At 34.7% G+C, this 14,341-nt stretch carries 18 protein-coding genes and 1 pseudogene; 9 read left to right on the top strand and 10 right to left on the bottom strand.

The genetic code is table 11. The features are described from left to right. Positions 1-32 precede the first annotated feature (32 nt). Positions 33-1,202, bottom strand: a complete 1,170-nt coding sequence (locus KHA98_RS04810; RefSeq protein ID WP_213255845.1) for a FecR family protein — start codon at positions 1,200-1,202, stop codon at positions 33-35. Positions 1,203-1,388: 186 nt separating this feature from the next. Beyond that, complete coding sequence (locus KHA98_RS04805) at positions 1,389-1,958, bottom strand: RNA polymerase sigma-70 factor (RefSeq protein ID WP_213255844.1); 570 nt, start codon at positions 1,956-1,958, stop codon at positions 1,389-1,391. Between the two features lie 527 nt (positions 1,959-2,485). On the opposite strand from KHA98_RS04805, the pseudogene KHA98_RS22865 reads away from it, so the two are divergent. Next, positions 2,486-2,743: pseudogene (locus tag KHA98_RS22865) on the top strand (conjugal transfer protein TraG); the annotation flags it as partial. On the opposite strand, the gene KHA98_RS04800 reads toward KHA98_RS22865, so the two are convergent. Next, positions 2,721-3,077, bottom strand: a complete 357-nt coding sequence (locus KHA98_RS04800) for a DoxX family protein (protein WP_213255842.1) — start codon at positions 3,075-3,077, stop codon at positions 2,721-2,723. The pseudogene KHA98_RS22865 and the gene KHA98_RS04800 sit on opposite strands and share 23 nt — an antisense overlap. Positions 3,078-3,184: 107 nt before the next feature. Between KHA98_RS04800 and KHA98_RS04795 the strand changes: the two genes are divergently transcribed. From KHA98_RS04795 to KHA98_RS04760, 8 genes are all read left to right on the top strand, one after another. Then, on the top strand, positions 3,185-3,550 hold the full coding sequence (locus tag KHA98_RS04795) for a winged helix-turn-helix transcriptional regulator (RefSeq protein ID WP_246522161.1): 366 nt from the start codon (positions 3,185-3,187) through the stop codon (positions 3,548-3,550). 86 nt (positions 3,551-3,636) lie between these two features. After that, complete coding sequence (locus KHA98_RS04790) at positions 3,637-4,158, top strand: Crp/Fnr family transcriptional regulator (RefSeq protein ID WP_213255840.1); 522 nt, start codon at positions 3,637-3,639, stop codon at positions 4,156-4,158. A 142-nt stretch (positions 4,159-4,300) separates the two neighbouring features. Then, the gene (locus KHA98_RS04785; RefSeq protein WP_213255838.1) at positions 4,301-4,891 is read left to right on the top strand and encodes an NAD(P)H-dependent oxidoreductase; all 591 of its coding nucleotides are present in this window, start codon (positions 4,301-4,303) and stop codon (positions 4,889-4,891) included. Between the two features lie 15 nt (positions 4,892-4,906). Further along, entirely contained in the window at positions 4,907-5,383 is a 477-nt protein-coding gene (locus KHA98_RS04780) for a DUF4405 domain-containing protein (RefSeq protein ID WP_213255836.1), read from the top strand. Positions 5,384-5,396: 13 nt separating this feature from the next. Then, a complete protein-coding gene (locus tag KHA98_RS04775; protein WP_213255835.1) occupies positions 5,397-6,095 on the top strand; it encodes an FAD-binding oxidoreductase in 699 nt (232 codons plus the stop codon). Positions 6,096-6,100: 5 nt separating this feature from the next. Continuing rightward, positions 6,101-6,490, top strand: coding sequence for a 2Fe-2S iron-sulfur cluster-binding protein (locus tag KHA98_RS04770; protein ID WP_213255834.1), 390 nt, complete (start codon positions 6,101-6,103; stop codon positions 6,488-6,490). Position 6,491: 1 nt separating this feature from the next. Then, positions 6,492-6,902: a hypothetical protein gene (locus KHA98_RS04765; protein WP_213255833.1), complete on the top strand. Its 411-nt coding sequence runs from the start codon at positions 6,492-6,494 to the stop codon at positions 6,900-6,902. A 107-nt stretch (positions 6,903-7,009) separates the two neighbouring features. Further along, a complete protein-coding gene (locus KHA98_RS04760) occupies positions 7,010-7,231 on the top strand; it encodes a hypothetical protein (protein ID WP_213255832.1) in 222 nt (73 codons plus the stop codon). 172 nt (positions 7,232-7,403) lie between these two features. Here KHA98_RS04760 and trxB read toward each other — a convergent pair whose 3' ends face one another. The 7 genes from trxB to dnaK form a co-directional block, all read right to left on the bottom strand. After that, complete coding sequence (gene trxB, locus KHA98_RS04755) at positions 7,404-8,351, bottom strand: thioredoxin-disulfide reductase (protein WP_213255831.1); 948 nt, start codon at positions 8,349-8,351, stop codon at positions 7,404-7,406. Positions 8,352-8,452: 101 nt separating this feature from the next. Next, entirely contained in the window at positions 8,453-8,800 is a 348-nt protein-coding gene (locus KHA98_RS04750) for a DUF6122 family protein (protein WP_213255829.1), read from the bottom strand. A gap of 326 nt (positions 8,801-9,126) precedes the next feature. Further along, positions 9,127-9,468, bottom strand: coding sequence for a helix-turn-helix domain-containing protein (locus KHA98_RS04745; protein ID WP_213255826.1), 342 nt, complete (start codon positions 9,466-9,468; stop codon positions 9,127-9,129). A gap of 107 nt (positions 9,469-9,575) precedes the next feature. Next, complete coding sequence (locus KHA98_RS04740) at positions 9,576-10,325, bottom strand: hypothetical protein (RefSeq protein ID WP_213255824.1); 750 nt, start codon at positions 10,323-10,325, stop codon at positions 9,576-9,578. A 5-nt stretch (positions 10,326-10,330) separates the two neighbouring features. Beyond that, positions 10,331-11,581: a site-specific integrase gene (locus KHA98_RS04735; RefSeq protein WP_213255822.1), complete on the bottom strand. Its 1,251-nt coding sequence runs from the start codon at positions 11,579-11,581 to the stop codon at positions 10,331-10,333. Then, a complete protein-coding gene (locus tag KHA98_RS04730; protein ID WP_213255820.1) occupies positions 11,578-12,132 on the bottom strand; it encodes a helix-turn-helix domain-containing protein in 555 nt (184 codons plus the stop codon). The genes KHA98_RS04735 and KHA98_RS04730 overlap by 4 nt, the downstream gene beginning before the upstream one ends. A 205-nt stretch (positions 12,133-12,337) precedes the next feature. Further along, a complete protein-coding gene (gene dnaK, locus KHA98_RS04725) occupies positions 12,338-14,221 on the bottom strand; it encodes a molecular chaperone DnaK (protein WP_213255818.1) in 1,884 nt (627 codons plus the stop codon). Positions 14,222-14,341: the final 120 nt, after the last annotated feature.

The raw sequence follows: 14,341 nt of genomic DNA, 5'->3' as shown, positions 1-14,341 counted from the left end.
TTGGTCGGTCTAAACTTTGTTCCCTTTAATTTTTATTTCTTAATAATTATTCTGTCCTTTTTTATTTCATAGGCTTTTATAAATTTAGTTTTCTTAATTAGGGTTAGTATCTCTTCAATATTTTGGTTTTTATTTAACACCCCTTTAAATTCAATATTTTCAAGGCTTTTATCTTCAAATTCTACATCAACATCATACCATCTGGAGAGCACCTGCATAATTTCTTTTAGGCTTTTGCTCTGAAAAGCAAATAGCCCTTTTTTCCATGCAGTTTCAGAATAAACATCAACATCTGCAATTACTCTATTTTTATTAAGCTTATTTAAGGTAAGCTGTTGATTAGGTTTCAGCAATTCTTTTTGTTCCGCAATTTCAACTGCAACTTTCCCTTCTACTAATGTGGTATAAATTATGTCTTCATCTCTATAGGCTTTTATATTAAACTGCGTACCTATCACCTCTACCTCCTGAAGACCGGTCAAAACTTGAAATTTTGCTCCTTTATGAGCTGTACTTGGAGAGACTGAAAAATACGCCTCGCCATATACCAATTCTACCTTTCTGGTTTCCCCTTCAACAAATGATACAGGATACTTAAGCTTAGACTCAGAATTCAACCAAACCTGAGTTCCATCTGCTAATTTTACAAAAAACTCACCTCCTCTGGGTATTGTCAAATAATTATACGCAATTGCCGCTTTTGATCTACTTGTCTTAGAATATATCAACTCCTTGCCATTACTTACCAGATTATTTGCTGTATAAGATTTTCCTTTTTCAAGAACGATTGTTGTGCCGACTTCCGTGGTTAAAATAGCTTTGTCTGACCCGATCTTAATATTATTATTTACAATACTTGTTTCAGGTGTTTTAATCTTCTGCAAATTATGTTCATTGTAAATGGCATTAAAAAAAACAAAAAGTAAAATCGCGGCCGCTACACCATATTTAAAAATATTATTATTAAATAATCTAATTATTTTAGACTCCTGAGGCTCTTCATCCTGAATGGCCTCCAAGATATTAATAAGCATCCTGTGTTTAATTGGATCCTCCGGGCCTAATTCGTCAACCCAATCGTTATCCTGCTTAAAACTATGGTAATAGTTTACAAGCAGCTTAACCTCTTCTAAAGATATTTTACCATCAAGATATTTTTCAATAAGCTCTTGAAAATCTTGTTTATTATAGTTAGTATCCATTGATTTTTGTTTTGTCATTATAGTGTATATTAATATAGTGTAGATAAAAGAAAGCATCCCCTAAAGAAAAAGACACTTTTTCATATTTCGTAGATAATTTTACATTAAAAGGGTTAATTATATTAAATTATCTACAATGAATACGTAAATTAAACAATAATTTAATATTTTAGAATAATTTACTAATTAGCGCAGGAAGTGCAGAATAATTTCAACTGCAAGCACATTACCTAAAGAATCTCGTAATATCTTTAATGCATTGGTGATATGATTCTCAACAGTTTTTGTTGAAATACCTAACTGTTCTGCTATTTGTTTATGACTCAGCTGTTCGTTCCTGCTTAGTTTAAAAACCATTTGGCATTTATCAGGCAGACTCTCCACAACACGTTTTATATGCTGTTCTAATTCTTCGTGAATCATTCTGGTTTCAGGAGTTGAATACTGAAACCTTCCATTAATATCATCGTACAATTCAACGCGCTCGGGTTTGTCTCTTCTAAACTCTGCAAACACTTTGTAGCGCACGCAAGCATAGAGGTAACTATTGAATGAAACTTTAATTTGCAGTTCCGCTCGCCTGTTCCATATTTCTATGAATATATCCTGGATAATTTCCTCACATAATTCTCTATCTTTAAGTAAGAGGTATGATGAGGCAAAAAGTCGCTTCCAATAAGTATCGTAAAGTAATGTTAGCGCCTTTTTATCGCCGTCTCTAAGGCGCTGAAGTATTTCGTCGTCTGTAATATTCATCGTGTAATACAAATATTTTTGCAATTTAACCAAAAGATGACAATGTCGATACTTTTTCTTCTTTATACAAATAAAATAATTATTTTTTTAAGAATACTCTATCAAAATTCGTCCTTAGCAGTATTTTATTTCCATTTTCGTAAATTTAAAAGAGCATTTTTTATGAACTATTTAAAAATATTAGCTTTAGAACTGGAGTGCAGAAGTGGGTACACTTAGTAAATATCGAAAAAAAACTACTTTACAAAATAAACCTAAGTATATTAAGATGCTTACTATTCCAAATGTGATTTTTTTTTAACCCAACAAATAGTCAATTTCAAAAGTTAGTTAACACATCACATTTAGAAAAAAATTTTGGTTTAGAGAATTTTTTATCTTCATAATCATTTCGGGAAAAATAGTAAAATTTTAATTCTATCTAAAAACAATAATAACCAATCCTTTACCAACATTATTAGCCACAACTTCTTTAATAAAATCAAATCGCTCCTTACATAAGGAGCGCTTGTAGTCGAGTTCTTGCATGCAACCCGCTCAATCCCGATTTTATGACGGACATTTCGGATGCTTACGAAGCAGCTTAAACCATAATGCTAAACCTTAACAGGTCGTGCATACAAAAGCAAGGGGATTTTTTCGTAGAAAGCCCAATTATTCTATTGGCGGCAATTATCTGGTATCTGAAAATCTATGATGATGGTAAGTATTGTACATTCCCTCACGCTATTGAATTGCTGAATAAAAAGTATTCAGACGTATTTACAATTCTGATATCCTATACGTTACATACGATACAACAAGTATTGACAAAATGAACAATGGATACAGAATATTGAATATAGGATCGCCAACAACCGAGTGTGCAATAAATGCAGATATGAAACTAATTGACAAACCAATATAAGCTGTTTCTTTCGCAAAACGGAAAGGCAGCCAAAGTGCAATGGCGGCAAGACCTTTTGCAATTGCTATTTCAATCCTGAAATAATCAGGAAAACCCAAATGTTGAAACGCTTCTTTTAAAGCAGGATTTGACAAATACGCAAATGTTGAAAATACCATTGCTAACGACATCAACCCTGTCGTAATGTAATAAGTGATTTTTGTTGACTTCATTTTTCTCTTTTTAATTTTTAATGCTCTAAAATTACTTATATTTGATTACTAATAGTTAGTAGTAAACAAAAGGTTAGTGGTGACTGTTAGGTTACTTTCAATAAATTATGAAACAAAAAGTAATGTATTCAGAAGTACAATGCACTAAGCACATCAACTCGGTAGAGGACGCATTGTACGTATTGGGTGGTAAATGGAAATTACGAATTATTATAGCTTTGTTTAGCGGACAGAATCGTTTCAACGAATTACAGCGGACAATTAAAGGCATTTCAGCAAGAGTACTTTCTAATGAATTAAAGCAAGTAGAATTGAACGGATTGCTCACAAGAGTCGTACACGCTGAACAAACACCTATTGTTGTAGAATATATTTATACAGAATATGCAACAACACTTAAAGATGTTGTTACAGCATTAGCTGATTGGGGAGAAAAACACAAAAAAAAATTACAGCAAAGCTATAATGTTTAATTACGCAAAAACGAAACATACATTGTCAGCATCCATTTTTCCTGAGAGAAACGAGCCTCAGCTCCCATAAATAAAAAATATAAACAATGATTAGCAATTGGGATAAATTCGACCATCTTTTTAAACGACAGGAAGTTCCTGCCAAAACAATCCTTTTACAGGAAGGAGAAATTTCGAGAACAATGTTCTTTATCGAGAAAGGCTGTTTGCGGACCTGGGTAAATAATGACGGTAGAGAAATTACTACTCAATTTTTCTTTGAAGGCGACAAGGTTTCTTCTATTGAAAGTTTTAGAACAAATCAACTGAGTTTATACAGCATTGAAAGTTTAGAACCTTGTATTTTACAGACGATTTCACAACAAGACTTTCAAAACGTATTAGAAAATTTGCCAGAAATCAAAGAAGAGATGCAGGAACATTTATTCAGACGACTTTTGCAATCTCAAAAAATTTTCTATTCCTATCTTAAAAATACGCCTCAACAACGCTACCAAGAGCTTATTGAAGAATATCCCCATATTATCCAGCGTATTCCGCAACATTATATCGCGTCCTATTTAGGCATCACTTCTGTTTCATTAAGCCGAATACGAAACAGGCGATAAGTCCATTTTCCTTCAAATTTATTTGTGAGGTGAAATACCATACAAATAAAATCCATTGGCTATCTCTTTGCCATTTCTTTACAATTGTTATCGTCAAAGCATTTGCTACTTCTCAACTTTGCAGAATAAAATAAAGTAAAAAATGAGAGTAGCAATAGTATTTAATCATCCTTACGAGGGAAGTTATAACAATGCCATATTAGATGCCGTAACAAAAGGGCTAAAAAATGCAGATCACGAAGTTGACCTGATGCATCTTGACAATGACGGATTTAATCCTGTAATGTCAAAAGCCGATTTAAAAGCCTTTGTAGAACACAAACCAATTGACCCGCAGGTAATAGATTACAGCGAACGTCTAAAAAAGGCAGACCATCTGATTTTTATCTTTCCTATTTGGTGGGATTTAATGCCTGCAATGACAAAAGGATTTATTGACCGTGTTTTAAGTCCCGGAATTGTATACGACCATCATCCAAGAGGTTTTGGATTAGTCCCACTTTTGAAAAACCTAAAAAGCGTGACCATCATCACTACAATGAATAAACCCAAAATAATGTATTCCCTGCTTATTGGAAATTTAATCAGGAAAGCAATGCTAAAAAGTGTTTTTAAAACTATGGGTTACAAAAATCTTAATTGGATAAGCTTTGCTTCAGTAAAATCTGTAAGTCAGGAAAAGAGAAGCAATTGGCTGATTAACCTTGAAAACAGATTTTCAAAATTCAACTAAACAACCCTTTGTATTATGAAACTGAACAGAAATTATATTACCCCTTTTATTTCCTTGGTTTTTCTTGTTGTGGGACTTTCGGGGTTACTGATGTTTTTCCATTTGTTTGACGGCTATACCGAAGTTGTCCACGAGTTCCTTGGTGTTTTTTTTGTTGTTTGTGCCGTTTTCCATATCATACTTAATTGGAAAGCATTAAGGATTCATTTCAAAAAGGGTGTCTTCATTCCTAAGGCATTAGCTGTTATAGTCGTATCTGTACTATTCATCGTTCAGCAACATTTAAATCCGAAAGTGGATACCATACTTTTAGATAGAATAATAAAGGCACCTATCAATGATGCTTTTAAGGCGTTGGGGGTTGATTATTCCGAAGCCGTAAAAAGATTAGATACAAAAGGAATATCAGTTGAAGGAGCTACAACAATAGAAGCTATTTGGATTAACAATAGCGCTGACCCTGAAGAAGTGATTGATTTGATTGTTGAATAATTACCAAAAAAACATGAACGATAAAATCTTATTATATATCCAGGATATTGTGCAGGAAACTGCGGATACCATAACGATGCATATTGTCCAGCCAGAACAACAATTGAGCTATCTATCAGGACAATTTTTAACTCTTATTTCTGAAATTGAAGGAAAGGAAGAAAGACGTTCTTACTCGCTCTGTTCTTCGCCATATATAGATAAAAACTTGTCTGTAACGGTAAAAAGAGTAAAAGGAGGGAAAATGTCAAATCATCTTAGCAATAATGTCAAGGCTGGAGATAAGATAACTGCATTGCCACCTATGGGTAATTTTAAATTTAAACCCGAAAATAACCAACGTCATATTGTGCTTGTTGGAGGCGGAAGTGGAATTACTCCTTTGTTTTCTATTATCAAGTCGGTTCTTATAAAAGAGCCTGGATCAATGGTATCTTTGATATATGTAAATTCAAACAGAGAAAATACTATCTTTTATCATCAGCTTGAACAATGGTCTTCCGAGTTTTCATCACGTTTCCGTATCGTCTATTATTGGAGCGATGTTATAAAGAATGAACAGCTGAAATCAGGTTTTTTATCAAGACTTTTTAGAAGTGTAAATGAAAATTCCCATAGAATAATACTATGCGACTGGAAACAATTCTTACTGATTTACAACTTAAAAATGACACAAACACCGAGTTTTATATTTGCGGTCCGCAGGAGCTGATGGAAATGGCAACAGGCACTATACAAAAAATAGGGTTTTCTAAAGAAGTTATTCATAAAGAAAGTTTTTATACTGCCACAAAAACAACGCATAAACCAGCTGAAGCGCAACAAGAATATCAAATAAAAATACTTTTAAAAGGTAAAGAACACAAAGTAAACACACCTGCGGGTAAGTCTATTTTATTTGCAGGACTTGAATCAGGACTTGATATGCCTTATTCCTGTCAAAGTGGAAATTGCATAAGCTGTGCGGGCAAATGTCTGTCAGGAAAAGTAGAAATGTTAGTAGCCGAAGGACTTACGGAAGAGCAAATTAAAGACGGATATGTGCTTACTTGTGTAGGATATCCCAAATCTGATGATGTGGTAATCGAATTTAACAGGGTAATTTAAGATGAAATATTTAGTAATAGAAAATGAAGAGCAAGAAATAGGTGAATTTCTTTTCGATATTGCAGATTACTTCTGGAATAATGGAAACGAAGTTTATATCAGTGACAATTATAATGATGAAATTGACTATCATGATATTGTGAAAAAATGTGATTGTATAGTTTTGTTGATTAATAACGATTGTTCCGCAGAATCGTTTTTTGAAAATGAACAAGAAAAGTTTCAAAAAAATTTTGACGTAAAGAAAGGCAATACTAAAAAATTAATGCTGGTTTTCTCAATGAATGGTGTTTATTCTAATGCAATTCCATTTCCCCATAAAATTTTTCATTTTAATAAGTTAAATAAAAATGAATTGAAACGCTTTTTTAATTGGTCTAGGAAATTAAATCTGTTTGACAAACAAAGTTAGTCCAAGCAAAATCTTAACCAAGTATAATTAAGCTTTTGCAAGATAGCAAGCGTTAGTGTTAACATAAATTTCTTAACTACCATGGATTAGGATTTAAAAGTAACTGAATGGATAAATTTTACAATGAAACGCTATATAAGCTAGAATCCGAGATAAAGGAATTAGAAATTGAAACTGCTTGTCCAATACAACGGATTGAAAAGGTTATACCCATTATCGTACTATGTCTTTCCGAAGTAAAAGAATATGTTTTAAAAAACGGATTTAAAAATATTGATAAAGAAATTCATTTTTTCAAAAACCAAAAACCGATCATTGTTTCAAACTAATTTACTATAATGCCATTTATAAAATTGAAACGAAGAAACCTAATGATGCAAAGGCTATCAAGAAATACCTCAAGTATTATTATTGTATTCAAAATTATTATATTATTTACTTTAAAACTTTCAACACGTACTTAATGCGCTCTACAGCTACCAATAATTATTTAATTTGTAATTAGTCTTTTGAAGCCAGATAACGTTCTGCATCAAGAGCCGCCATACAACCCGTACCTGCGGCAGTAATTGCCTGACGGTATACATGATCTGCGGCATCTCCGGCTACAAAAACACCATCAACATTTGTTCTAGATGTACCTGGAGTATTAATAATGTAACCAGTTTCATCAAGTGTAATGTAATCTTTAAAGATGTCTGTGTTTGGTTTGTGGCCAATTGCTACGAAAAATCCTGTTGCAGGTATTTCGATAACTTCACCTGTACTTTTATTTAAAGCTTTTATAGCATGAACAACGTTACTATCTCCTAAAACTTCAACCGTATCGTGGTTCATTAAAATTTCGATATTCTCTGTTTTACGAACACGTTCTTCCATAATTTTTGAAGCTCTGAATTTTTCACTTCTTACCAACATCGTAACTTTTTTACAAAGTTTAGATAAGTAATGTGCTTCTTCACAAGCAGAATCTCCAGCTCCAACAATTACAACTTCCTGATTACGGTAGAAAAATCCGTCACAAACAGCACAAGCAGAAACTCCTCCACCCATATTTAAATAATGTTGTTCTGATGGTAATCCTAAATATTTAGCCGAAGCACCTGTTGAAATAATAACAGTTTCACAGTGCAATTCAATACTATCGTTAATCCAAACTTTATGAATATCTCCTGAAAAATCAACTTTAGTAGCCCAACCATCACGAATATCAGCACCAAAACGTTTAGCTTGTTCCTGTAACTGAATCATCATTTCCGGACCTGTTACTCCTTCAACATAACCCGGAAAGTTTTCTACCTCGTTTGTAGTAGTCAATTGACCACCTTGCTGCATTCCTTGATATAAAACTGGATTCATGTTTGCTCTGGCGGCATAAATTGCTGCAGTGTAACCCGCCGGACCAGATCCTATAATTAGGCATTTAATTTTTTCAATTGTATTTGACATAGATCACATTAAATTTTTAGATATAATTTTCGTTTATAATTTATTGAAATAGGATTAGAATATTAAAAAAATTGAACTCCCTTGTCTTCATATTTTAATTATCATTTTGCTGTAAGAATTTTCAGATTTGACCAGTAACAATCCTGCCAATCCGTGATAATATGGAAAAGAAGTCCAACAACAATTATTTTGGTTTTTCGAAATAACAGCAGTAAAAGATTAATGCAAATGGCATAGTAGGAATGCAGCGGATGAAATCCAACACTGCATCGTGTCGGATCAAAAATTGGCGTAGCTAGCAGGTGGTCCAGATCAATCAGCATAGTGCTATCATGATAAGCCAGTTTCCAGTGTGGTTTAAAAAAAATAAAAGCAATTAGTCCAGGTGCTAAAAAATGCAGACTGTAATGAAGAATACTTTGTAATAATCTTAAAATTTCAATATTCATATATTTAAAAGACGGTATATTAGTGCAGTTAATGAACTCGGAACAAATTTTTTCGTTGTCGTTAATCAATATCGAGCTCATTATTAAAGTGCGAATTTTTAACTATATCCCCCAAAAGAAATATTTTAATTCCATACAAGTTTCGATTTTTATTTGAAAATATAAACTAAGTTTAACTACGTTACAACCGGAACAGTAGTAAAAATCCAATTTCTGTGAAAAATGAATTTAAGTAATCTAAATAAAAGTTCCATAGTTATAAAATATAAGTTAAACATAAAACCAAGTAATCAAATAGACTGGCTTTTCCATCTTATCTTCAGCTTTTATTTGTTTCGATTATGCTTATATTTCAATGCTTCTGATTCGATTTCCTGTATTGTTTTCTTTTTCCCTTTAGAAATCCATTCTAAAAGTTCTTCTTCAAAAAAGTACAGCTTTTTACCATATTTATAACACGGAATTTTTCTGTGCCTTACAAGAGCGTAAATTGTAGGCTTTGCTTTTCCTATGAGGCGGCTTGCTTGTTCAATACCAATAGGAATACTTTTTTCTTTAGATTCATATACCTGCAAATTCTGAATCAGAAGTTTAATCTCTGCAATTTCTTTCACTAAATGTGCCACTGCTTTGGGCAGGTTCTCAAAAGAGATTTCATTTATGTCCATGGCTATCGATTTTAATAGTTATGGTGCAAATGAAAAAAGTGTTTCTGCTGTGTTCTTCTTCACAACAAAAACACTTAAAAAACACAGTGCTTTATAACTATTGGTATTTAAAAAGCGGTAAAATCTTCTATTATCCTTATAAGCCCTTTCTTTTCATCATCTTTCAGATGCGTTTTAATGCTGTTCTGCTCAACATCTTTTAAAGCGTCAGCAAAAGTCAGTTTTAAAAATTGTGCAGCTCTGTCCTGTTTACTAACTTTAAAATAATTCCAGATATTCCAACCAAAATGATACAAATCGAGATTGGACAGATCTTTTACTTTTACCGGCTTAATCTTTTCAAAATTTATGCCTTCAGCATATATGATTATATTCTTTTCCAATTGCTTCAAATCATCATCCGTCACGTAAAGTGCGAACTCCTGCTGCGTATAACGGATGGCAGTATCAATCCTGGCCTGTTTTTGATTTCTGCCTGCATTTTGCTGCTCCTCCCTTAACTGCTCAATATCTATCGCGGAATTTTTATTTTCAGACAATCCGGGCACAATTAAACCATCCTGAAGCTCCTGTTCTATTTTTATAAAATCTTCACATGGAATAAGGCTTTCAGGCGATTCATTTTTTTTTGCCTTCAAAAAACGATTCACCAATGTCTCAGCCAAATCGTTTAGAAATAAACTTAGAATTGCAAACATTAAAACACCAAATCCAGTGCTGATCCAAAAGAAAACGCCGGCCGTATATTCATCCGCACCTTTTTCCAGCAGCACCAGTCTTCCGATTACACCGACAAAGACGCAGACTAAAAAAACAGACAAGTAAACTGTGATATATTCAAAGTATTTAATTTTCATTGCGCTTATTTCTTTAAAGATTCCAGTTGTATTGCCTGCGAAGCACTGTTTTTCTTCTCATCTATTACTTTGGCATAGATTTCAGTAGTTTTTACATTGGTATGCCCCAGCATTTTACTGACCGTATAAATGTCTGTCCCGCTTGACAGCTGCAATGTTGCAAATGTATGGCGGAAGCAGTGGAAGGTAATATTTTTTTTAATGCCTGCCGATTCAATCCATTTTTTCAGAGGGCGTGAAATCCACGACGGGTCGGGCAGATCTTCAAAAACAAGTTGTCCGGGAAGCCTCGGTTCTCCGCAGAGATCTAAAGCCTGCTCAGAAATAGGCATATATTCGACACCCCTTGTCTTTTTCTGTGTGAAATGCAGTTTGGCCATGCCGTCTTCCAGAGTTATCTCTTTCCAGCGGAGTTTCTGAATGTCGGAATGCCGCAGTCCGGTAAGCGCTGAGAAAAGCGCGGCTCTTTTAAGGACATCTTTTTCACAGGGCGTTTCGGCCAACCCGTTCAATTCTTTAATGGTAAGATATTCGCGTCTCGATTCCTGCTCAGGGATGCCTTTTATTTTTGAAGATAAATCAACGGTTAAATATCCATCAATAAAAGCCTGTTTCAAAGCGGCTTTAAATATCGAAAAATACGTTCCCGCAGTGTTGCGTGAAAGCATTCCTTTTTTACCTCCTCCGCGCGGAGCTGATAATAAAAAAAGTTTAAAATCTTCCGCCATTCTGCTGTCAATTTGGGAAAACATTAGGCTGCCAGCTGAATAGCTTTTTAAAAATTCTTTGGTGCGCTCCCAAGTGATCTGAATGGATTTTGAACTTCGGGCGTGCCTTTTAGCCGCCACCGCAGCAATGTATTTAATAAAATCCTCTTTTGCTTTTTCTTTCTGTTCAGCCAATAGGTTCTCAGCATCACTGTACAGATCTGTTTTATCATATTCTTTCTGCCGGATATTACGCACTGCGTCCGCATATAGCATTATCTCACGGTCGCTTTCGCTGCTGCAGATTATTATTCCGTTATCGCTGCGTCTGGCTTTATAGGATTTTATACCCTCTGCATCTGTGCGGGCAGTTCTTTTCTTGTCCCACTCCACTGTTGTTACGGATCTGTTTAAATATTCACGGATTCTCTGGGGCGCTTTCTTTCCGGAAACCTCGACAGGATAGCTTTCTATGTAGACATACCATTCCTTTCGGTCTTCCGCTTTTCGAAGACGCACAGTCACCTTGGTTTTTGCTAATTGTTTCATATAAAATCATTTCCATTATACAAATTATCAATTTCCGTTTTGGGGGCATATACATGCTTTCCGATCTGTCTGGTTGGGATTGAATATTTCCTGATATGGCTGTAGACAGAACCTTCAGATATCTGAAATCTCTGAGCTATTTCACCGATGGAATAACAGTCTTCTTTTTCAAGGCTGTACAATTTTTTCTTTGGTGCACTTTCAGCCTGCGGCAGGATGCGGGCAGGACCGAAAATCTCCTCCATGGCTCTGCGGTCTATCCTAACAAGGCGGGTTCCAAGATTGATTGAAGCAATTTTTCCCTGACCGACAAGCCTGTAAAGGGTCTTTTTGGCAATTCCAAAAAGCATGCCAGCTTCAGGGACAGAAAGAAATGCCCTGTTCTCGGGTATTTTATCTGTCAGAGATTTGATCTCCGCTTCATTTTTAAGCCGCTTTATCTTCTGTTTATATGCTTTTTTGCTGCATGTGTGCGAGCAATAGATAGAAGTCACAGTCTTAGGCAGAAATTCCTCCCCGCAGTTAACACATTGTTTATTTACTCTTTTCATCACCTTTGTCTCCTCATTAAGGTACCATAAGGGTACATAAGGGACACTTTGTCTCCCTTTAAGTGCCGGTACAAATATGGTACAAATATATGGCAAAAAACGATTAAAAAACAGCAAAAACAAAAAAGAATAAAAAAGAAAAACCGCTGTAAACATTTTGTTTACAGCGGTTTAACACTTATTATTAACTGATGTTAATCAGTACTTATTTGACTTCTTCGAATTCAACGTCTTCAACATTGTCTCCAGATTGCTCTTGTTGTGGAGCAGCTTGTTGACCTTGTTCACCACCTTGAGCGTACATTGCTTCTGTAGCTGTTTTCCAAGCTGCATTTACATTGTCTAATCCTTTTTGGATTGCGTCAAGATCTTGAGATTGGTGAGCCATTCTCAATTCAGTTAAAGCATATTCGATAGCTGTCTTGTGATCGTCTGTAAGTTTATCTCCCAATTCTTTCAATTGACTTTCAGTTTGGAAAATAGTACTATCAGCTTCGTTCAATTTCTCAGCTCTTTCTTTTGCAATTTTATCAGCATCTGCATTAGCTTCAGCATCTTTTTTCATTTTTTCGATTTCTTCAGCTGTTAATCCAGAAGAAGCTTCGATACGGATATCGTGAGATTTTCCTGTTCCTTTGTCAGTTGCAGAAACTTTGATGATACCATTAGCATCGATATCGAAAGTTACTTCGATTTGAGGAACTCCTCTTGGCGCTGGTGGAATACCATCTAAGTGGAAACGACCGATAGTTTTGTTATCAGCAGCCATTGCTCTTTCTCCTTGTAATACGTGGATTTCAACAGATGGTTGAGAATCAGCAGCAGTAGAGAATACTTGAGATTTTTTAGTTGGGATAGTTGTGTTAGACTCGATTAATTTAGTCAATACACCACCCATAGTTTCGATACCTAAAGATAAAGGAGTAACGTCAAGTAACAATACATCTTTTACATCTCCAGATAAAACTCCACCTTGAATAGCAGCTCCAATAGCAACAACCTCATCAGGGTTAACACCTTTAGACGCTTTTTTACCGAAGAATTTTTCAACTTCGTCAGCGATTCTTGGCATACGAGTAGAACCTCCTACAAGGATTACTTCGTCAATATCAGATGTAGATAAACCTGCATCTTTTAATGCTTTAGCAACTGGCTCCATAGAACGTTTAACTAATGAATCAGTTAATTGCTCAAATTTAGCTCTAGATAATTTTTTAACTAAGTGTTTTGGTCCTGAAGCCGTAGCTGTAACGTATGGCAAGTTGATTTCAGTTTCTGAAGAAGAAGACAATTCAATTTTTGCTTTCTCTGCAGCTTCTTTCAAACGTTGCAATGACATTGGATCAAGACGTAAGTCGATACCTTCTTCAGCTAAGAATTCAGTAGCTAACCAGTCAATAATTTCGTGGTCAAAATCATCACCACCTAAGTGAGTATCACCATTTGTAGACAATACTTCAAATACACCGTCTCCTAATTCAAGAACAGAGATATCAAAAGTACCTCCACCTAAATCGTAAACAGCAATTTTTTGATCAGTTCCTTTTTTATCTAATCCGTAAGCAAGTGCAGCAGCAGTTGGCTCATTGATGATACGCATAACTTTAAGACCAGCAATCTCTCCAGCTTCTTTAGTAGCTTGACGTTGAGCATCGTTAAAGTAAGCAGGAACAGTAATAACCGCTTCAGTTACAGTTTGACCTAAATAGTCTTCAGCAGTTTTTTTCATTTTTTGAAGAGTCATTGCTGACAATTCCTGAGCAGTGTATAAACGACCGTCAATATCCACACGTGGAGTATTGTTGTCACCTTTTACAACACTGTAAGAAACTCTTTTTGCTTCGTTTGTAGTCTCAGCAAAAGTGTGTCCCATAAAACGTTTAATAGAAGCAATCGTTTTTGTAGGATTCGTTACTGCTTGTCTTTTTGCAGGATCACCTACTTTAATTTCGCCACCTTCAACAAAAGCGATGATAGATGGAGTTGTTCTTTTTCCTTCTGCGTTAGGAATAACAACTGCTTCGTTACCTTCCATTACAGAAACACAAGAGTTCGTCGTACCTAAGTCAATTCCGATTATTTTACCCATTTTTTATATATTTAATTTTTGATTTAATTTTATAACTCAGGTGGCATAAGTCAATCTTTGTGCCAATATAAAAAACCAAAGTAAATTGTCAGTTTTACCGTCCAGACCTTAAAAATCATC

This window comes from Flavobacterium branchiicola (assembly GCF_018383905.1).
GTDB lineage: Bacteria > Bacteroidota > Bacteroidia > Flavobacteriales > Flavobacteriaceae > Flavobacterium > Flavobacterium branchiicola.
Note: the sequence above shows the minus strand (reverse complement) of the source record. Positions and strands in the feature narration are given on the sequence as shown.